The 19,260-nt window shown below is 41.0% G+C and carries 28 protein-coding genes and 1 tRNA gene; 23 read left to right on the top strand and 6 right to left on the bottom strand.

The window, feature by feature from the left end:
- The first annotated feature begins 42 nt into the window (after positions 1–42).
- Positions 43–2,751, top strand: a complete 2,709-nt coding sequence (locus KO473_RS18155; RefSeq protein ID WP_005821793.1) for a putative LPS assembly protein LptD — start codon at positions 43–45, stop codon at positions 2,749–2,751.
- Between the two features lie 196 nt (positions 2,752–2,947).
- On the opposite strand, the gene ung is transcribed toward KO473_RS18155, so the two are convergent.
- Together ung and asnA are read right to left on the bottom strand one after the other, a co-directional pair.
- A complete protein-coding gene (gene ung, locus KO473_RS18150; protein ID WP_005821792.1) occupies positions 2,948–3,610 on the bottom strand; it encodes a uracil-DNA glycosylase in 663 nt (220 codons plus the stop codon).
- 6 nt (positions 3,611–3,616) lie between these two features.
- Positions 3,617–4,654: an aspartate--ammonia ligase gene (gene asnA / locus KO473_RS18145; protein ID WP_005821791.1), complete on the bottom strand. Its 1,038-nt coding sequence runs from the start codon at positions 4,652–4,654 to the stop codon at positions 3,617–3,619.
- 218 nt (positions 4,655–4,872) lie between these two features.
- On the opposite strand from asnA, the gene KO473_RS18140 reads away from it, so the two are divergent.
- A tRNA-Arg gene (locus KO473_RS18140) sits at positions 4,873–4,944 on the top strand.
- Between the two features lie 208 nt (positions 4,945–5,152).
- Here the strand turns inward: KO473_RS18140 and KO473_RS18135 are convergent.
- Both KO473_RS18135 and KO473_RS18130 read right to left on the bottom strand, forming a co-directional pair.
- Complete coding sequence (locus KO473_RS18135; RefSeq protein WP_005821790.1) at positions 5,153–5,809, bottom strand: hypothetical protein; 657 nt, start codon at positions 5,807–5,809, stop codon at positions 5,153–5,155.
- On the bottom strand, positions 5,806–7,059 hold the full coding sequence (locus KO473_RS18130) for a C10 family peptidase (RefSeq protein ID WP_005821789.1): 1,254 nt from the start codon (positions 7,057–7,059) through the stop codon (positions 5,806–5,808). The genes KO473_RS18135 and KO473_RS18130 overlap by 4 nt, the downstream gene beginning before the upstream one ends.
- A 182-nt stretch (positions 7,060–7,241) precedes the next feature.
- Here KO473_RS18130 and KO473_RS18125 point away from each other — a divergent pair, with 182 nt between their 5' ends.
- Positions 7,242–7,421 (top strand): hypothetical protein, encoded by a 180-nt coding sequence (locus tag KO473_RS18125; protein ID WP_005821788.1) that lies wholly within the window; start codon positions 7,242–7,244, stop codon positions 7,419–7,421.
- A gap of 90 nt (positions 7,422–7,511) precedes the next feature.
- Here KO473_RS18125 and KO473_RS18120 read toward each other — a convergent pair whose 3' ends face one another.
- Positions 7,512–8,027, bottom strand: coding sequence for a hypothetical protein (locus tag KO473_RS18120; protein WP_005821786.1), 516 nt, complete (start codon positions 8,025–8,027; stop codon positions 7,512–7,514).
- Between the two features lie 103 nt (positions 8,028–8,130).
- Positions 8,131–8,520 carry a hypothetical protein gene (locus KO473_RS18115; protein WP_005821785.1) on the bottom strand — a complete coding sequence of 130 codons (390 nt, stop codon included), beginning with the start codon at positions 8,518–8,520 and terminating at the stop codon, positions 8,131–8,133.
- Positions 8,521–8,673: 153 nt separating this feature from the next.
- On the opposite strand from KO473_RS18115, the gene KO473_RS18110 reads away from it, so the two are divergent.
- From KO473_RS18110 to KO473_RS18015, 20 genes are all read left to right on the top strand, one after another.
- Entirely contained in the window at positions 8,674–8,880 is a 207-nt protein-coding gene (locus KO473_RS18110; RefSeq protein WP_005821784.1) for a hypothetical protein, read from the top strand.
- A 12-nt stretch (positions 8,881–8,892) separates the two neighbouring features.
- Positions 8,893–9,126, top strand: a complete 234-nt coding sequence (locus tag KO473_RS18105) for a hypothetical protein (RefSeq protein ID WP_005821783.1) — start codon at positions 8,893–8,895, stop codon at positions 9,124–9,126.
- 32 nt (positions 9,127–9,158) lie between these two features.
- On the top strand, positions 9,159–9,716 hold the full coding sequence (locus KO473_RS18100) for a hypothetical protein (RefSeq protein ID WP_005821782.1): 558 nt from the start codon (positions 9,159–9,161) through the stop codon (positions 9,714–9,716).
- A gap of 16 nt (positions 9,717–9,732) precedes the next feature.
- The gene (locus KO473_RS18095) at positions 9,733–10,047 is read left to right on the top strand and encodes an AlpA family transcriptional regulator (protein ID WP_005821781.1); all 315 of its coding nucleotides are present in this window, start codon (positions 9,733–9,735) and stop codon (positions 10,045–10,047) included.
- On the top strand, positions 10,031–10,264 hold the full coding sequence (locus KO473_RS18090; protein ID WP_005821780.1) for a hypothetical protein: 234 nt from the start codon (positions 10,031–10,033) through the stop codon (positions 10,262–10,264). The genes KO473_RS18095 and KO473_RS18090 overlap by 17 nt, the downstream gene beginning before the upstream one ends.
- Positions 10,265–10,282: 18 nt before the next feature.
- Positions 10,283–10,711 carry a hypothetical protein gene (locus KO473_RS18085; protein WP_005821779.1) on the top strand — a complete coding sequence of 143 codons (429 nt, stop codon included), beginning with the start codon at positions 10,283–10,285 and terminating at the stop codon, positions 10,709–10,711.
- Positions 10,712–10,765: 54 nt separating this feature from the next.
- Positions 10,766–11,116, top strand: coding sequence for a hypothetical protein (locus KO473_RS18080; RefSeq protein WP_005793652.1), 351 nt, complete (start codon positions 10,766–10,768; stop codon positions 11,114–11,116).
- Positions 11,094–11,531 carry a recombination protein NinG gene (locus KO473_RS18075; protein ID WP_005821776.1) on the top strand — a complete coding sequence of 146 codons (438 nt, stop codon included), beginning with the start codon at positions 11,094–11,096 and terminating at the stop codon, positions 11,529–11,531. The genes KO473_RS18080 and KO473_RS18075 overlap by 23 nt, the downstream gene beginning before the upstream one ends.
- Positions 11,532–11,553: 22 nt before the next feature.
- On the top strand, positions 11,554–11,766 hold the full coding sequence (locus tag KO473_RS18070; protein WP_032537572.1) for a hypothetical protein: 213 nt from the start codon (positions 11,554–11,556) through the stop codon (positions 11,764–11,766).
- Positions 11,767–11,768: 2 nt separating this feature from the next.
- Complete coding sequence (locus tag KO473_RS18065) at positions 11,769–12,113, top strand: hypothetical protein (RefSeq protein ID WP_250716580.1); 345 nt, start codon at positions 11,769–11,771, stop codon at positions 12,111–12,113.
- Positions 12,113–12,868, top strand: coding sequence for a site-specific DNA-methyltransferase (locus KO473_RS18060; RefSeq protein WP_005793656.1), 756 nt, complete (start codon positions 12,113–12,115; stop codon positions 12,866–12,868). Before KO473_RS18065 ends, KO473_RS18060 begins: the two co-directional genes overlap by 1 nt.
- A 68-nt stretch (positions 12,869–12,936) precedes the next feature.
- A complete protein-coding gene (locus tag KO473_RS18055) occupies positions 12,937–13,356 on the top strand; it encodes a PcfK-like family protein (RefSeq protein WP_005821775.1) in 420 nt (139 codons plus the stop codon).
- 3 nt (positions 13,357–13,359) lie between these two features.
- Positions 13,360–14,643 carry a PcfJ domain-containing protein gene (locus tag KO473_RS18050; RefSeq protein WP_005821774.1) on the top strand — a complete coding sequence of 428 codons (1,284 nt, stop codon included), beginning with the start codon at positions 13,360–13,362 and terminating at the stop codon, positions 14,641–14,643.
- A gap of 668 nt (positions 14,644–15,311) precedes the next feature.
- Complete coding sequence (locus KO473_RS18045; RefSeq protein ID WP_005821773.1) at positions 15,312–16,253, top strand: hypothetical protein; 942 nt, start codon at positions 15,312–15,314, stop codon at positions 16,251–16,253.
- A 195-nt stretch (positions 16,254–16,448) separates the two neighbouring features.
- Positions 16,449–16,730: a DUF3127 domain-containing protein gene (locus KO473_RS18040; RefSeq protein WP_005821772.1), complete on the top strand. Its 282-nt coding sequence runs from the start codon at positions 16,449–16,451 to the stop codon at positions 16,728–16,730.
- Positions 16,731–16,749: 19 nt separating this feature from the next.
- Entirely contained in the window at positions 16,750–17,301 is a 552-nt protein-coding gene (locus KO473_RS18035; protein ID WP_005821771.1) for a hypothetical protein, read from the top strand.
- Between the two features lie 14 nt (positions 17,302–17,315).
- Positions 17,316–17,594, top strand: a complete 279-nt coding sequence (locus KO473_RS18030; protein WP_005821769.1) for a hypothetical protein — start codon at positions 17,316–17,318, stop codon at positions 17,592–17,594.
- A gap of 475 nt (positions 17,595–18,069) precedes the next feature.
- Complete coding sequence (locus KO473_RS18025; RefSeq protein ID WP_005821766.1) at positions 18,070–18,372, top strand: HNH endonuclease signature motif containing protein; 303 nt, start codon at positions 18,070–18,072, stop codon at positions 18,370–18,372.
- Between the two features lie 77 nt (positions 18,373–18,449).
- Positions 18,450–18,605 carry a hypothetical protein gene (locus KO473_RS18020; RefSeq protein WP_225481586.1) on the top strand — a complete coding sequence of 52 codons (156 nt, stop codon included), beginning with the start codon at positions 18,450–18,452 and terminating at the stop codon, positions 18,603–18,605.
- A gap of 48 nt (positions 18,606–18,653) precedes the next feature.
- On the top strand, positions 18,654–19,046 hold the full coding sequence (locus tag KO473_RS18015) for a DUF5053 domain-containing protein (RefSeq protein ID WP_005821764.1): 393 nt from the start codon (positions 18,654–18,656) through the stop codon (positions 19,044–19,046).
- Positions 19,047–19,260: the final 214 nt, after the last annotated feature.

The following is a 19,260-nucleotide window of genomic DNA, read 5'->3' as shown; positions in this document are numbered from 1 at the left end:
AGATTGTGTACTTTTGCCCCTTCAAGCGTAAACTATTAGTTAATGACGCCATTGAAAGCAAATACAATACTATCATTCATACTATTATTGATCCTCCTGATGCTTCCGGATGAAGCGATGGCTCAGCGTCGCCGTGTCAGAGAGGTGAAGGGACCTGTCACTTATTCGCCCCAGCAAACTGATTCATTAAAAGCAGACACGCTGAAGGCCGATACTTTATCGTTGCAATCTGCCGGAAAGAAGAAACAACCTCTGGATGCCCCTGTGGTTTATTCGGCTAATGATTCCATCGTCTTTACCGAAGGTGGCTTTGCGCATTTGTATGGCGATGGTAAAGTGAATTATGAAAAAATAGAATTGGGAGCACAGATCATCACCATGAATATGGATAGCAGTACGGTGTACGCTCGCGGTGTGACTGACTCGTTAGGGGTTGAACAAGGCAAGCCTGTGTTTAAGGATGGCGATACGCCTTATGAAACCAAAGCAATCCGGTATAATTTCAAAAGTAAAAAAGGATTTATCAATAACGTCGTTACCCAGCAGGGCGAAGGATATGTTGTGGGTAATAATGCCAAAAAAGGAGCTAATGATGAACTGTTTATGGAAAACGGACGTTATACGACCTGTGATCATCACGATCATCCACACTTCTACATGCAGTTGACCAAGGCCAAAGTCCGTCCCAAGAAAAATGTGGTGACCGGCCCTGCCTATCTGGTGGTAGAAGATGTACCGTTGCCATTGGCTGTACCTTTCTTTTTCTTTCCTTTTTCCAGCAGTTACTCTTCAGGTTTTGTGATGCCCAGCTACATGGACGACTCCAGCCGTGGCTTCGGATTGACGGGAGGTGGTTATTATTTTGCCATCAGCGATATAATGGATCTTAAATTGACCGGAGATATATTTACAAAGGGCTCGTGGGCAGGTAATCTGGAAACCAATTACAATAAACGTTATAAATATTCCGGTTCGTTACAGGCCGGCTATCAGGTGACTAAATTGGGAGATAAGGGCTTGGCTGACTATTCGGTTGCCAAGGACTTTAAGATTGTATGGAATCATCGGCAAGACCAGAAGGCCAGCCCGAACAGTACTTTCTCGGCAAGTGTGAATTTCGCGACCAGTAGTTATGAGCGTACCAATATCAATAACCTCTATAATTCTCAGCTGATGACTCAGAATACGAAAACTTCGAGTGTGAGTTACTCCCGCAGTTTTCCGGATCAGAAGCTGACGCTTGCAGGTACTTTCAACATCGCCCAGACCATGCGTGACTCTTCAATAGCTGTCACCTTGCCTGACTTGAATATCACGCTGAGTACTATTTTCCCTTTTAAGCGTAAACGTGCGGTAGGCGAAGAGCGCTGGTACGAAAAGATTTCCTTGCGTTACTCGGGACGTCTGACCAACAGCTTGAAAACCAAAGATGACCGCTTGTTCAAAGCCGGTTTCAGAGAGTGGGAGAATGCGATGCAGCATAACATTCCGGTACAGGCCACCTTTACTCTTTTTAAGTATTTGCAGGTAGTGCCTTCATTCAATTATACAGAGCGCTGGTATACCCGTAAGGTGATGAAGAGTTATGATGAAACTACCCGGAAATGGGATACACACCCCGGCGATACGATTCATGGATTCTACCGGGTATTTAATTATTCGGCCAGTTTGTCGTTGAGCACAAAGATGTATGGTATGTATCAACCGCTGTTTATGAAGAAAAAGGAAATACAGATCCGTCACGTCTTTACGCCCCAGATTTCATTGAATGGTTCTCCAAGCTTCGGACAGTTCTGGGAATACTATCGTGATGCGGACGGTAATGACCAGTATTACTCGCCTTATTCCAGCCAGCAGTTTGGTACGGCTCCGCGTGAAAAGTCCGGGACGGTCAGTTTCGATGTATCGAACAACCTGGAAATGAAATACCGTAACAAGAAGGATTCTCTTATGAAAATAAGCCTGATCGATGAGATAGGCTTCAATCTTTCTTATAATATGGCGGCACAGAAACAGCCGTGGAGCAACCTGAATATGCGTTTGCGTATGAAGTTTAAAAAGTTTAATAACTATACGCTGAACATGAACGCGGTGTTTGCCACGTATGCTTATACATTCGATAAGTCGGGTAATGTAATAGTGGGTGATCGTACCGAATGGTCTTACGGACGCTTCGGGCGATTCCAGGGATGGGGCTCTTCTATTAACTATACTCTTAACAATGATACTTGGAAGAAGTTGTTCGGAAAAGATAAAGATAGCGATCAAAAGAAGAAAAAGGATAGTGCTGAGGACGAGGGAGGAAATTCGACGGGTGACGAAGCGGTTACTGAAAAGAAAGTGGAGAAAGCGCAGGCAGACAGTGACGGATATCAGGTTTTCAAGATGCCATGGTCGCTGAATTTTAACTATTCGTTCCGCATTAGCGAGGATCGTAGTAAGCCGATCAACCGTAACACCATGCGTTATCCGTTTAAGTATACCCAAAACATCAATATGTCGGGTAATCTGAAGATTTCCAATAACTGGTCGTTTACATTCAATTCCGGATATGATTTCGAAGCGAAAGAGATCACTCAGACTTCTTGTACGATTACTCGTGATTTGCACTGTTTCAATATGTCAGCCAGTATTTCTCCTTTCGGACGTTACCGCTATTATAACTTTACGATCCGTGCAACGGCCAGTATCCTGCGTGATTTGAAGTGGGATAAGAGAAGCCAGACTCAAAGCAACATCCAGTGGTATTAATAAATATCTATAAACGTTCCTTGTTTTTGATACGTTATGAGTATTATTCACCACAGAGGACACAGAGGGCACAGAGTTTTAATATCTTGTTTATATGGATGTTTAAGAGAAAGATATTCTCTGTGTCCTCTGTGGTGAACTTGATTCGTTTCTGATACGATATACAGTTTTAACCTTTCTCTTCCAGATACCTTACCTACCAGTTTATCTCTGTTTTTCCGTGGGTTTTCAAGTATTCATTCGTTTTGCTGAAATGCTTATTCCCAAAGAAGCCGTTGTAGGCAGAGAGGGGAGAGGGGTGTGCCGAACTGAGTACCAAATGCTTGTTACGGTCAATAAAGGCACCTTTCTTCTGTGCATAACTTCCCCAAAGGATGAAAACCAGGTTTTCTCTTTCTTCCGCCAGAGCGCGGATAGCGGCATCTGTAAATTCTTCCCATCCGCGGCGTTGGTGCGAACCGGCCTGATGGGCACGTACTGTTAAAGTAGCGTTGAGCAACAGGACACCTTGCTCGGCCCACCGTGTCAGATTACCGGTGGGAGGTGTTGCCGTACCGATATCTTCTTTTATTTCTTTGAAGATGTTCACCAAAGATGGCGGAAAGGCTACTCCGTCATTCACCGAGAAACAAAGGCCGTGTGCCTGTCCGGGACCGTGGTAAGGGTCTTGCCCGATAATGACTACTTTTACTTTGTCAAAGGGACATAGGTTGAATGCATTGAATATCAGCTTTCCCGGAGGAAAAATCTGGTATTGGCTATATTCGCTTCTGACAAATTCGGTCAGTGTGCGGAAATAATCCTTCTCAAATTCCGGTTGTAAATGAGCTTTCCAGCTCTCTTCTATTTGTACGTTCATAGGCTATTAAATAAGGTGTATATTAAGGGCTGTACATTCACGGCGCATCTCTTCCGGCCAGATACTTGCCTGAATCTCGCCGATATGAGCTTTGCGTAAGTAGAACATGCACAAACGCGATTGTCCGATACCGCCGCCGATAGAGAGTGGAAGCGTATCATTCAGTAATCTCTTATGGAAATAAAGCTCCAGTCTCTGTTCCTGATTCTCTTGTTTTACCTGACGAAGAAGAGCCTCTTTGTCTACGCGGATACCCATTGAAGATAACTCAATGGAGCGTTGCAGCACATCGTCCCATAGCAACAGGTCACCATTCAGTCCGGGTAAGTCGTTCAGCCCTGTGCTGGTATAGTCGTCATAGTCCGGAGCACGTCCGTCATGCTTTTTGCCATCACTCAGCTTGCAGCCGATACCAATGATGAACACGGCTCCATACTTTTTACAGATGGCATGTTCACGGCATTTAGGTTCCATATCGGGATACAACTGGCGTAATTCTTCCGAATGGATAAAGTGCAACTTCTGTGGCAGGCAAGGCTTGATTTGCGGGTACATTTCGTACACCATATATTCCGTACGGATCATGGCGGCATAGATACGGTTGACGATCTCTTTTAAGAAGTCGGCATTGCGATCTTCGGCAGTAATCACCCGTTCCCAGTCCCACTGGTCTACATAAAGTGAATGAAGATTGCCCAGTTCCTCGTCTGAACGAATGGCGTTCATATCCGTATAAATACCGTAACCCGGCTCAATGTGGTAATCTGCCAAAGTAAGTCGTTTCCATTTAGCAAGTGAGTGGACTACTTCAGCTTGTGCATCGCCCAAGTCTTTGATAGGAAATGAGACAGGACGCTCGATGCCGTTCAAGTCATCATTGATACCCATTCCTTTGAGCACGAAGAGTGGGGCTGTGACACGTCGCAGACGCAGTTCTGAAGAAAGATTCAACTGGAAGAACTCTTTAATTTGTTTGATACCCAGTTCTGTCTGTTTCAGGTCAAGCAAGGGTTTATAATTCTGAGGTTTTATTAGGTAACTCATAGGTTTATTGATTGTTATTTGTCGGCAAAGATATGAATAATATCTATATCTGTACGAATAATAGGCTGAAATGTTATCAAATTGATCGTTTTATATAGCATAAGAGTTGCAAAATAATATTTGCGGATATGACGTTCGGTAGATAGATACTACAAAAAATGGTGAATCATTAGGAAAATGCGAAGTTTTTTTATACTTTTGTCGTCGCATAAAACAATGCTCCTGTAGTTCAACGAATAGAATGTAGGTTTCCGGTACCTAAGATAAGGGTTTGATTCCCTTCGGGAGTACATTTAAAAACGCTAATTTCTTAAATATAAGATGATTAGCGTTTTGATTTTATTGGGGTTGCACAACTTTTGCACAACATTTTGCATCGTATAGATGATTAATGAGCTAATGGAACATTGCCTAAATCAAGTAGAAGCATAAATAAATCCCGGGCCAATTAGGACCCGGGATATTTTATGGTGTTCGAATGAATAGCTATGATGATCCTTATCTCCTTGTTGGGGTAAAGTTAAGTTCAAAATCAGTTGAGATTGTTTTTCCTGATTTTGTCTGCACCTTAAAAGTGATACTTTGTCTACTTTGTAGTGGGTGTACCAGAAATTTAATATAACCCATCTGATATAAAAGAATCAGTTCTTCACCTTTTAAATCTGAAAATGACTTAGAATAAGGATAGTATTCCTTAGAGGGTCTATACGGGGCGGGTGTTGTGTCTTCTGTTTTAGGGTATTCTTTATACCCGCTTTTTATAAACTCCAATGGTGAGGAATAATACAGTATTGCAATATCATTTAGTGAACTTCCCTTTTTATGGTTATTGTCAAAATCGGTATTGCATATTAAATCAAGTGAAGTAATAGTATCAACTAGGCACGGATTAGAGAAAGGAACCATATAGCGATTATAGCTGACATCACCATATTTAGTGCAAAGTTCATCATACTGCGGGTTTCCCCTGGCAATATTTTCACCTTGAAACATAAAATACAATTCATCGTTGTTGCTTATGTTTCCGGATACAATTTCTTTAATATCAATAAATCCTTGTAGGAAGCTTTTTGAAAATAAAGCTCCTGTTATTTTTTGCTCTTCGCATGAACAAAGGGTCAAAAGTGACAATAATAATATATATATTTTTTTCATCGGTGTATATTGGTTATCATTCTAGGTTTAAATGCGAAAGTTGGGATTCTCTTTCCGTTAGTATCAGGCATTGTAACAAATGGTTGGTACCATCCATTATATAACCCTCCCCATCCATAGTTGTTGCGTACAAATAGAAAACGTCTCTTTTCAGAGTCACAGTCCATCTCGCCTCTTCTTGGTCTGCATATTCTAATGTTTAACATTTCATATCGATAGCCATCCACTACCCATGCATGGCCATCTGAATGTGTTTGAAAGATGAAATAGTCGCTTTCTTTATCAAATCCACATTGATATACTGGGTGCCCGGCTTTTAAAGACTCGACTAGTCCTTTGTCGCTATAGCTAATTAAATCACTACATGTATAGCCCATTTTTCTTAATAGACCTGGGATTTTTTCACTTTTAGCACCGCTTTCTTTCACTCCATATTTCATACCTACATTTAATCCCACTCTTCTAATAAAATGCGCTAATTGACTCGTTGCATCGGGGTACTTGTATTGGTCTGAACTACTTTTGATTTTATAAATGGTATTCCAATCATAATTATATCCTTCGAATGTGTTTGGATATTTATTATATGCACATATCTGTGCTGTTGCAATGGCTACACATCCGGCTTTGGCATATTCTGTGCCAATGACACATTCTTTATTATAAGGGTTGTTTTGTGACCACTCTATATCCATGAAAGGACCTACTTGTTCTAGTAATTCATTTCTGGTTTCGGGGGTTTCAGCGAATCTCGGATTATTTCCTTGATTATTGATATCATATAAAATAGTGTGTATAGCACTTTTTATGAACATCTTTAAAGCAAGAACCTGGCATGTGTCTTTTAAGTTAAAGTGTCCTTTATCTGAGTATGCATAAATAGGTGCGGTTCTGCTATCTGCCGCTGCTACTCCAAAGCCTCCATCTTTAAAATTGATAATGTATAGCAATGTATCGCTACTTAATGAATTTGCTTTCAATGAACGGGTTATTGCTGGTGTCGTTTTTACAACCTCGATGTTTTCGATTTCCGCCGAATAAGCATTCCGGGTACTTCCTTTTGTAGAGTTAATCACATCGAGGACTGTGAAGACAGCATCCGAGACGGGGATTTTATAAGAAATGTCTTTAAAACTCTCCGCTTTAGTTGAGTGATCAAAAGAAGCAATTACATTATTTTCTCCACAGGAGTAGAATAGTAGTGATGTGAAGATTATCACATACAGTTTGTTCTTCAGATTTTTATTCATAGTTTTTGATTGTTTATGCGGGATTGTAATTGAGCCATATTACATTACCGCGGGTTAAAAATATTTTTTAAGGGCTCTTTTGCATTTTCATTTGTAGTGTATTTAGGTTAATAACTATATTAGTTAATTTGTCCGACAACGCAGCGGTTATATTGTATATTCACTTAAAAACTTTATTAATTATGTCAGACGAAGAATTACGTATTCGGTGTATAGAGTTGTCCGTAGAATGCTTCAGTTGGTTTAAAGGGAACGAGCATGGTATAAAAGGTACTCCTATCGCATTAGCTGATCTTATGTATCAGTTCGTGAAAACAGGAAAGTCTCCAGATGCCAAACCCTATTACCCTCAACCACTGTAGTCCCTTTTATAAAATCTTTCAATTCCATATTCATGTGTTTATAGCCTTAATGTTGTTGCTATTACGGTTATTTACATTTATCCGTGACGGTTAATCTGTGATATACGGTTTATTCCTTTTTGTGACTGCATTCTTGTCTGTTTCGACACACACCTCTCCATACATTCCTGATCCGTGCCACGCTAGATAACCATAAGCGTGAACTCGTTTATCTTCCCCTTCATCAATAATATAGGAATGTTGCTTTTTGTTCCCTCTAGGCAAGAAACCTATATGGATTCCAGCATCGTTGTATACTGCTATTGCATATTGATCATATTCATTGTCAGTTTGCGCAATTGCATAACCGTTAAACTTTCCTACCATGGTAATTGGAAGATCTCTGTAATACGCCCCAGCTATTGGAAATTTACCGTATCCCTTACGTGCTGATAGACCGATGCATTTATCTCCGATATAATATTGCTGAGATTCGGTTAATTCGTTTCGCCGTGATATATGCTCTTGAGATTTCAGAATTTTATCTTTTTCGTTCTGCCAATCACTTTTCAAAATCAATATTACGGCAACAATAAAAACGAGTAATCCCATAATAATCCATTCCATATCTTGAGGTTTTAGCATTGATTAATTAATATCCACCCTCCCACCCATAGGCGTTAGGTTTGGTTCTTTTTTATAATTTTGTTATCAATATTAGGTATGAGTGTTAGCTTGCAAGTCCTTTATTCAGACTTTCTTTTTCTTTATACTTGGCTAATTCAGCCTCTAACCTTTCATTCTTTTCGATGAGAGCGTCTATCGATGCTCTTAATCTCTTGATTTCTTTTTCCATTTCTGTATTTGTTAATTCACCATCGACGTTGATAGGTGATATTTTGGTTTCATTTATTGTAGGCCTGATCATTTCTCCAATTTCACGGAATAGCCATTCAGAGGATAAATCAGTGTATAAAAGAAGAAATTCTTTAGCTCTATCTACGGTTATGCTTTTAGGCTTGGTGAAAGCGCCAACTCCCCAATTTAATTCTCGTTCTGCTGATGTCGGTGAAATCCCTTTATAATCAAGGAATTCTTTGATTTTCTCTTTGACTGTCATAGTGCGTTTTTTAATAAGTGTTAATTAAAGATTATATTCTTTGATAAAGTGAATATAAAAGAATATAATCTTTATATTTGCATCGTGATTAATATCAAACCCTATTAACCACGAATTACAATTTGAAATAATCAACAATTATAATATTAAATTATGGAAACAACAAATTTCGTGACCAAAAAATCATTGACCGGAACATTAGCCAACATGTCCGTAAAAGAAGTTATTGAAATCAACATCAAAGATTTCAAAGAGTACTCTATCCGCAATGCAGCTATTAAGCTGAAAAAGAAAGGATATCTATTTAGCGTGTCCAGCGCCGGCCGGATTGATACAACAGCAGTAATGAGATTAAAATAGGAAAGATTGACAGTGGAAGAAAAACCGAACTGCATCGGCAATTGCCGCCTCTGTCCTGATCTGTGCAAATGCCCGCCCGATCATCTTCATTGCGAAGATTGCGGAATCGAAATAGAACCGGGTGAAGGTATCAGTATCGAAGTTGAGGCTATCATATCCGGACATCCCGGCACTAAAATGATAACAGTATGTCCGGTATGTTTCGCGGATCATTACCAGGGAGATGAAACAATAGAATTTGAGTAATAACTAAATTAAAACAATAAGGAGAAATAACAATGACTACAGGAACAATTATCTTTTTAACATTAATTGCCGCCCTCGTGCTGGTACTTGGAGTGGCTGTCATTTGGCAATGTTGCAATATAAGGAACTTAATCGACGAATCCGCAAAAGAAAGTCGGAATGATATATATGGAACCTATAGTAGTTTAAAGCATCTGTTAGTGAAGTATATCGGTGAATCGAAGAAAGATCTTAGCCCCGACTCAGAGAACGCATCTAAATCCAGCCTCTGTCCTCTGGATTTAGATAGCACACGGAGTCTCCGTGACTGCTTGGAGGATATTTGTAAGTTCTACGGCATTCCAGTACATCTCTTAGCAAGGGGAATGCAAGAAGCGGGAAAAGAGCTTAATCTCAAATCAGAGAGTGTCTCTAAATCCGGCCTCAGCCCCGAAAGCGCCACGCCTAATGGTACTATTACGCCGCCTTCATCTCTTAGTGATATAGAACTTCGTAAATACTGCATAGAGCAGACCAATAAAGATCAGGTGTATCTCCGGATAGAAGATGCTCAGAGGCTTTATGACTACATTTTGAATGGTAATCAGTGAGGAAAGGAGGTAACAAATGAGCATTAAAGAAATACTGAGTAGTGATTCAAATTTAAGTGTAACAATAAAATCTACTGATTTGAAAGAGTTTGCGGATCATATTATAAAACAGACGATCAAAGAGGTTTTGGCCTCTAATATGAAGTCGGATGAAGAGTATTTAACCGTCAACGAAACCGCAAAGATGCTTTGTGTTAATCGTAGTACTTTATGGAGTTGGAACAAAAAGGGATACTTATGTCCTGTTGAGATAGGCGGGAAGCGTCGCTATAAAATAAGTGATATTGATTCAATTCTTAAAAATAAACGAACCGATGAAGAATATGAATAGTCTTTCTAAGCATCTGCTTATGGTCATCATATCCATAGTTACGGTTGCCGGTTGCATCTATGCCGGCAACGTAGAGATGAATGATGATATCCTCTCAGGTATGAGTTTTGAGAAGTACCAGTACATCCATGATCGTATCGGTGATCGTGCCACTTCATCGGATGTGGTAAAGGAGTATTTGCGTAATCGACAGTTCTATGATTCAATCGCCTATTAAATTCAAATCAGTTTAGAAATGAAGCAAAAGATAGAAGAAGTAAAAGGAAAAATTAATCGCTATTATAGCGACTTTATTGAAAAATGCCTTGAAGTACATGGCATTGATTTAACAACAATCATCAGTGATTGTGTAACGGCTGGTTATGAATCCCGTTCGGATGAAATCATAGAGCTTAGGAGAGAATTAGACAGCATAGAAGAAATGAATAGTGATGGTAATAAAATTCTGGATGCTATTAAGAGAATGGCAGCAGATGACAATAAAGGTTTGAGAATGACCACTACGATAGTCGATGTTAAAGATGATCCGCGCGGCTCAATCGTTGGCTTTGGGACTGAAAAAGTTTGCGGAGATGATGCCCTTACCCAAACAATGGGTTTACCAGGTAAGTATATGGCATGTGCCTTTTTTATAGATCGAGAAGAACTAAAGAAATACCTCTAAACGAATAAGATATGAAAAGTTAAATTCTTAATAAGAAAGAACTGAATCAATAAGATGAAGATACAAAACTTTAGTATTCCCCCCGAATGTCGGCATGCCTCTGTTGAGGCTGTAGACAATAGGTTAATAATCACATTTGAACCGGAGAATCTTTCAGATTTCTTCTGTCAGGAAACGGACCATATAGAGCAGACTCCCAGGATCGGTGATTTAGCTTTGTTCTGGGATACCGCCTATAGAGGTTCCGCCATTATTGCCCGACTGATAGATGAAGACCGTATAAACGGTGTACAGGCGTATCAGGCCGCCAATGATGTCTGGTACGAAAACGCCATCCGCTTTCGAAGTGACGAACAATACCGCTTAATAACTCAAAGGCATGATGTGGAAAAAGAAAACGACTGATTTAAAGAAGAAGTCTCCTAATCTGAAGAACAAGTTGGATACTGTGTTCAGCCGCTTTATCCGTTTACGTGACGCCAGGAAAGACGGGACATTTCAGTGCATCTCCTGTGGGAGAATTTTGCCTTTGGATCAGGCGGATTGCGGGCACTACATAAACAGACAGCACATGTCCACCCGATTCAGTGAAAAGAACTGCAATGCCCAATGCCGATCGTGCAATCGTTTCGATGAAGGCAACATGCAGGGGTATCGCCGTGGTCTGATATTGAAATACGGTGAACCTGCGGTTCTGTTGCTTGAATCCATGAAGAATCAGACAAATAAGATCTCCGACTTTGAGTACAGTACCATGATCAAGTATTATCAGGGCGAGGTTAAACGTCTGAAAGAAGAGAAGCAGATACGCCAAATATGACATATATGGAACTTTTGAAAATATGAAAGTGATACATGTGTATTTGATCTTCAAAAAGAAGAACTACTACTTCGGTTCTCTCAGTGCCATTTTTGAGCATCTGGATGAAACCGACATAGGAATTAAGAAGCGCACATTGCTGCATCGTTCGGATGAATCCACCATCTTGACAGATAGGGCGATCATCATAAAATCAACCCTGCTTAGATGCAGGAAATCAACAAAGAAAATATGATTATGAAACCAAAGAAACAATTAATTGAAACAGCCGTAAAAGATGGCAGTATAGACAGAATGAACATGCTTCTCTCAGCCGCGCATCTGTTGAATTGCGAGGCAAACAGCCTGATAGAGGAAGCGTCCGATGTTATGTTGGCCAAGGGTCTGTTACTTGGAAACCTGAAGAAGCTGCATAACGACTTTGTGAAATGTGCTGACCGCTATTTCAGAGAGTTCGCCACGCTTGTAACTACGGATAAATCCAAGATGGATATGTTTGGCGATTTGGATGGCTCCGACAAGTCATTCAGGGAGTGGGCCAAGGTGTCGGCCGATTGGGAACCTAAAAAGGAGGTTGAGTAATGAAAGATATCGAATTATTTAATAATCATTTCCAGAATTATAAAGTTTACGGGATTCCCAAAGCACAATTAATCATTGCAGATGTACCCTACAATCTTGGAAACAACGCCTACGCCTCCAATCCTTCCTGGTATGTCGATGGCGATAACAAGAATGGCGAAAGCGATCTGGCCGGCAAAGAGTTCTTTGATACAGATAAAGACTTCAGACCTGCAGAGTTTATGCACTTCTGTAGCCAAATGTTGATGAAAGAACCGAAGGAGAAGGGTAAGGCTCCCTGTATGATTATCTTCTGTGAATTTGAAGATCAGTTCAGATACATTGAACTCGGGAAACGTTACGGGCTGAATAATTACATAAACCTTGTGTTTAGAAAAGACTTCTCCGCACAAGTCTTAAAGGCAAACATGAAGATTGTCGGTAACTGTGAGTATGGTTTGCTTTTATATAGAGACAAACTCCCTAAGTTCAACAATGACGGACGGATGATATTCAATTGCTTCGACTGGGTGCGGGACGGTGAGACTCCCAAGGTGCACCCAACGCAAAAGCCGGTGCCGTTACTTCGTAGATTGATAGAAATATTCACCGACAAGGGTGATGTAGTCATAGATCCGTGTGCCGGTAGTGGTTCTACTTTATTGGCTGCCGCCCAATTGGGACGAAAAGCTTACGGGTTCGAGATTAAGAAGCAGTTCTTTGCTGATGCTAATAAATTGATATTATCACGTATTCAGCAATCGCTATTTGTATAACTCTCTTAATATCAAAAAATGAATATAAAACTCAGGATTTAAACAATACTGGTAACGATAGAGCAATTATGAAAGACAATTCATTTCAAGCCGCCATCAAGTCTTATCTTGATGAGCGTGCCAAGGCGGACGAACTCTTTGCCAAGGCTTATAACAAAGAAAACAAGAGTATTGATGAATGCTGCAGCTATATCTTGGGAGAAGCGAAAAAGAGGGGCAACGCGGTTGCCATCTCTGATGCGGAGGTATTCGGCATGGCGGTTCACTATTACGATGAGGATAATATCAAAGTAGAGAAGATACCCGCAAATACCGGATCCTCAGTCAGCGGGTTGTCTGCCTCTACGGTACTTACCGAGGAGGATAAGGAGAAAGCCCGTGAAGCGGCATTAAGACGCTTGGAAGAGGAACAGTATGCCTTGCTCAAGAAAAAGCCTACACGGGCAAAGAAAGAGATAATAGAAGTTCAACAGATGTCATTATTCTAAATTATGAAACCAAGGACCAAGTTACAAGTTCAGGTATTGGAGCAAAGCAGGTGTCTTCCTGATATTGATAGCTATATGCTTGCATGGGCTAAAACGGACTGCTTGGAACATAAAGGCTTTGCGACTAAATCACGGGTTGTTTGCATGGACTGCGGCCAGAGGTTCTCCCCGGATATTGTCAGGCGTAAACTGGCTGTATGCCCTCACTGTGGGGCAAAGTTGAAAGTAGAGCAATCAAGATGCACTACAGACAAACAGAGCAGGTATGTTGCGATCGCTGAGATTCATGGGGAGTTTCAGGTAATTCGGAATTTTGAGATTCGGGCGTACTATAAAGCCGGTGCGGTTCCAAAATACTTTATTAATGAGGTACTCCAACACTGGATACGGCAAGATGGAAAGAATACGGTTGTCGCATTGAATCACACTGTGAATTGGTATTGTGATTCCTGGGGCGGAGATATGGAGATACGTGTTGAACATAGACGTGGTTACTATTCTTCCGGTGTCAGGTATGATATTTATCCTTCCAGGCTGCATCCTGATTCTGAGTTCCGTCCGGATATAGGACGCTACGGTATAGACCACAGATTGCAAGGGCTTACGCCACTGGAAGCTATTAACATGATTCCTGATAACCCGAAAATGGAAACATTGCTAAAGGCAAGGAGGTACGAACTATTAGGGTATGCTTCAAATGAAAAATATAAGATTGAGCGTTATTGGCCGTCCATAAAGATATGCCTAAGAAACAAATACAGGATAAAGGATGTGAAAATATGGTTTGATTATCTTGATTTGCTTCGGTACTTCCACAAAGACCTGCATAATGCACACTATGTTTGTCCGGATAATCTTAAGAAAGAACACGATAAGTTGGTCATTAAGAAACGGCAACTTCAGGAAAAAGAAGAAGCTGAACGTAAACGAAAGAGGGCAATTGAAGACGAAGCTAAATTTAGAGCCCTCAAAGCTAAGTTTTTTGGGTTGCGATTTACTGACGGGTTTATTGAAGTGAGGGTACTTGAAAGTGTTCGGGAAGTCATGGAGGAAGGAGATGCACTTCATCACTGCGTATTTACGAATAATTATTACCTGAAGCCTGAATCCCTTATTCTCTCCGCCCGCATTGGTGACAAGCGTATCGAGACAATTGAGGTTGACTTGAAAACCTTAAATGTCGTACAGTCCCGAGGAGCCTGTAACCAGAACACTGAATACCATGACCGGATCATAGGGCTTGTGAAAAAGAACACAAGGTTGATCAAACAAAAACTTGCATCATGAAAGGAGTCCTGCTTAAATGCAGGAAACATGTTAAACAATAACCAATGCCGGTACTAAAGGATGCCGTCGGGAGTGTGCCCCGGTTAAGTTTTATATTTTGCAAACCACTCCCCGGGGACTTCTCCCCGGGATTCGGATTCCCCCGGAGTGGGAGGCTTAAAACGCTCAGCTTATGAATATCCCCCAAACCATCCCGCGTATTGATTGCAAGGCATTCGCCAAATGCGGAAAGAAGTCTTTATCCCATTGCAGGCGGTATAAACTTACGGACGAAGAGTGTATAAATTGCCGGTTGGTCCATCGACGGGAAAGAAACAATTACCGTACTTCCCCCGACGGTCGTTTAATGAAACGGTGTTCCATCTGTGGCGAGTGGTACTATCTTCACCGTTTTTACCCCAGAACTTTAAATCGGGGAGAGAAGGTCTATTCCACCTTCAGTTCTGAATGCAGAAGGTGTAAGTCTTTGAAAGCATCAACCTATCAAAAAGCAAGGCGATGAATAAGAATAAGGGAAAAGAAGAGGAAATCAGGCAGAAGGTAAAGTGTGATTGCCGGCAATGCAGACGCGCCGGCCCGGTTGAGAATTTCATGGTGTATTGCCCGATACATGACTGCGCCCGATCAACCGGTCTTAGAATGTGTATGTATTTTATAGAGAAGAAGAGATGTTCGACAAGATAACCATAAAGGCAACGATTGATACGGCGGATATTGAGACGATCGTCTTACGAAACTATTTGGAGGAGTGCACGGAAGGTGATGAAGTCTATTACAAGTCTACCGCTTACGCCAACTTTGACGGTTGTTTCATCGAGATTCGCGGTAACAGGTTACGGTGTACGTGTTCCATTTGCAAGCTCTATTCCAAGGGAAAGACTGGGAAACTGGATAACAGCCGCCCGATAACTTTCGCAATGGCTGTAAGGACAATCAAAGAGCTGCTGTTGAGGCTATGTGTCCGGATTGAGAATGCCGTGGTAACGTATTACGAGATAGGTATCACAATGAAGATGTCCCTTCCTGCCGATTGTTACATTAAACAGATGTATGAAGTCTCAGGAAAGCTCCTTTGGAACGATGCCAACTATTCGGCGTTCAAGCAACAGACAACGGAGAAAAGCAAGTATTTCCGGAAGATCCTGAAGGTCTATGATAAGAGCTTTGAGGCTGGGGAGAAAGGACGGAATGTCGGGGCTAACATTCTTCGTATCGAAACGATATACAAGCACCAGTCTGTTTCATTGATGGAGCTAACGGACAACCTCTTCTTGTCGAGGATCGGCCGTATATTCTATAAGGACTGGTCAGAAATATGCTTTACCAGAGAACTGTCTGCGGCCAAGGGCGTAAAGGTGTCCCAGCTTGAAAGGGCCAGGGAGATATACCGGATAGGAGTTACCCGGTACAAGGAGCGTTACAAGAAGCTTTATCTTTCGGGTAAGCTGACTAAAAAGCAATGGGAGACTATACGCAATTTTGCCCGTAGCTGGCCGGAAGAGCGTGAGAAGTACGTGGAGGAAATCGGTGACATGGAGCGTGAATTTAAGGACAAACTTTTATCAGGCTACCAGACAGGGATATTTACGCCCATTTGCAGAAAAATATAACATATTGAAAATCAGTATTTTATCTGTAAATACAAAAAGCACCTTATGGTGCGCAATTAAAATGTTGAAAATTAAGTGATTACGTTTTTAAAATCTAAAATTTAACACTTTTCGGCAACTTGTCCTATACAGCCCGCAGGGTTGTCGGGAACCGACTTATAAGGGCTGATAAATTATAATTTAAAAACTGAATATATGAAATGTGAAGCAGAAGGCAAAATTTTGGTGGAGCTGCCATCCACCGGTGGAGTTACCAGGGATGGTAAAGACTGGGAGAAGAGAGAGTACATCATGGAAACCAGCGAACGTTATCACAGCAAGATGCGCTTTTCCGTTTGCAGTTTTGATGGTCCTGTTGAGAACCCTCCCAAAGTAGGAGACAAGATCAGAGTTAACTTTACCGTTGAAGCCCGCGAATATAAAGGGAACTGGTACAATGAAGTAAGAGTGCATCGGACGGAGAATATTGAATGTTAAACTTATAAAGATATACGTTATGTTAGATTTGAACACCCTTCGTAACAGGGCTTATCAAAATGCCTGTGATCATGGATTTCATGATAGAGAATTGAGTGACAATCATTGTTTCATGCTTGTAATAACAGAGTTGTCCGAAGCTGTAGAAGCTGACAGGAAAGGCAGGCGGGCTGACAAAGCGGAATTTGAATTGGTTGTCAGTTCCAATTCCGATCATATGTCTGAGGCTTTTGTGGATGCTTTTGAAAGGCTGGTCAAAGATACGGTTGAGGATGAATTGGCCGATACGGTTATTCGTATGCTTGATATGGCCGGTCTTCGGGGTATTAATTTGAATGGTATATTCATTGTTGCATACATTGTAAGCAGGAAGAAGTCATTTACCGAGAACTGCTATGCTATCATCAAAGATATTGTGAATTACAAATACACAACGGAGGAATGTCTTAATTATGCTATTCGTCAGGTGTTTGAGCTTGCCGAATTTTACGATATGGATTTGGAGTGGCACATTGAGCAGAAGATGAAGTATAATGAACACCGTGGGAAAATGCACGGGAAGAAATATTAATTCTCGATACAGAAATGGAAACAACGATAGATAGTAATGGTCTGGGTGGATTTCAAACCAGACAGGATCGGATACTGTGTATTCGTAGTCAAATTAATCGCAGCAGTGAAGAGTTAGCCCGGATCAATGAAAAGCTGGGAGCTAAAGATACCCCCTCCTTGGAAGAGTGGCTGCGTCTTTCGGATATTCGTAATAACCTGATGGTTTCTATACACCGGAAGGAGGAAGAGTTGTCACGGCTGACGGATAGCCGCCGGCTTGATCAGCCTAGGCGGGCGAATTATAATTATTGATATGTTTTAGAGGATTAATAAGTCGTATTGGAATGGGAAACAAAAGAAGGTCAGTCCGATTTGATGAACATACTTGGATGCTATTGAAAGAGGTATCTGAGAAAATGGGAGTCAATATGTCAGTTGTAATCAGAAGCATGGTTGCGCGCAGTTTGAGGGAAATAACGGATGATTCCGGTAATCTGATTCTAAATGAGAAACAGGTACAAGCGAAATAGTTATTATCCTAAGGTGGCCGAAGCAATCGGAAAGAATTATCTTAAGCTTCGATCGCTTTGTTGTGTCGAATTCGATACGTTTCATGGCTCACTATCTCGTGAGGACATCTTTCAGGACACGGTGCTTTATGTCATTCAAGATGTTGAGGCCAGCCTGTTAGAATCGGAAGAGGATATTATAAAACACTTTTGCTATCGTTACAAAATGATAGCATTTCAGATAATTCAAGATTCTAAACAATTAAGAGAAATACCATATGCCGACTATTTACAAACCCAAAAAGAGGGAACAGAAGAGCAATAATATGTATGATGATGCCCGTCGTAAGATATATAATTCAGAGCGATGGCGCAGGCTTCGAGCATGGAAGATGGTGAATAACCCTCTATGTGAGGTATGCTGGCAAAAGGGATTGGCTACACCGGCTGAGGATGTTCATCATATCGTATCATTCATGACTACGAATGATCCTTTACAGCGTAAATCATTAGCATACGATTATGACAACTTAATGAGCCTTTGTAAGCAATGCCATCAGAATATACATAACTCAAAATAATAACAAAAAAGTTATTGGAATATTTGCTTAATAACAATAATGTTATTATATTTGTAGTGTCAAAAAACAAAAGCAATATGGGAGAAAAACCGGTAAGTAAAGAACGGATAAAGTTAGAGAAGGATTTGCTGTTCTACCTTCGCTACTACAAAGAGCTACAGGACAGAGGGCATTATAAACAAGAGCTTGATTATCAAATCGAGTTATTAACTAAAAAGTTAAAGGAAATGTAAGTTGTCAACCGCCTCCCTTGAAAGACAGGGAGGCTAAATAAAGAAGTTATGAAGACAGATATAGAAAGACTAAAGGAACGCTTTGCCAATGCTAATACCGAAGCGGAGATTGAGGCAGTAGACAAAGAGATGAAAGCTTTGGCGGATCAAGATATGGATCAGTTTGCGGAAGGTTTGATAGAATGCATCAAGGACACCAACAAAGAAGCGGATGAAATATTACTAAGAGAGAAGTTGGAATCGGTGTTGCCGTTTATCTCTGTTTCAGCATTAGCCAAAACATATTTTAAGAGGTCTCCCCAGTGGTTTTACCAACGTTTAAATGGAAGTATTGTCAACGGGAAGCCCATTCGGTTTAATGATGCTGAGTTAAAAACCTTGGCCGGTGCATTGACCGATATAGGTAAGAAGATAAGTCAAGCTGCTGCTTTTGTTTTTTGACGATAACTAAGCAATAGTTTGTGGCCCCATCTGTAAAGGTGGGGCTTTTTTGTTCCACTTTTCGTGGAACTATATGTTAAAACGCAGTCTGCTATGTTCCACGGCAGTGTTTCCGTGAAACACTGTGTTAAAACTGGATTAACATTGTTCCACGGGTATGGGGTTGAATTTTGAGCAAATCGACTTCCGAAACCTCGCCCAACCCTTCTTCACA

Source organism: Bacteroides sp. HF-4919, assembly GCF_018860125.1.
The sequence above is the reverse complement of the archived record's forward strand: the minus strand, read 5'-3'. Positions and strand labels throughout refer to the sequence as shown.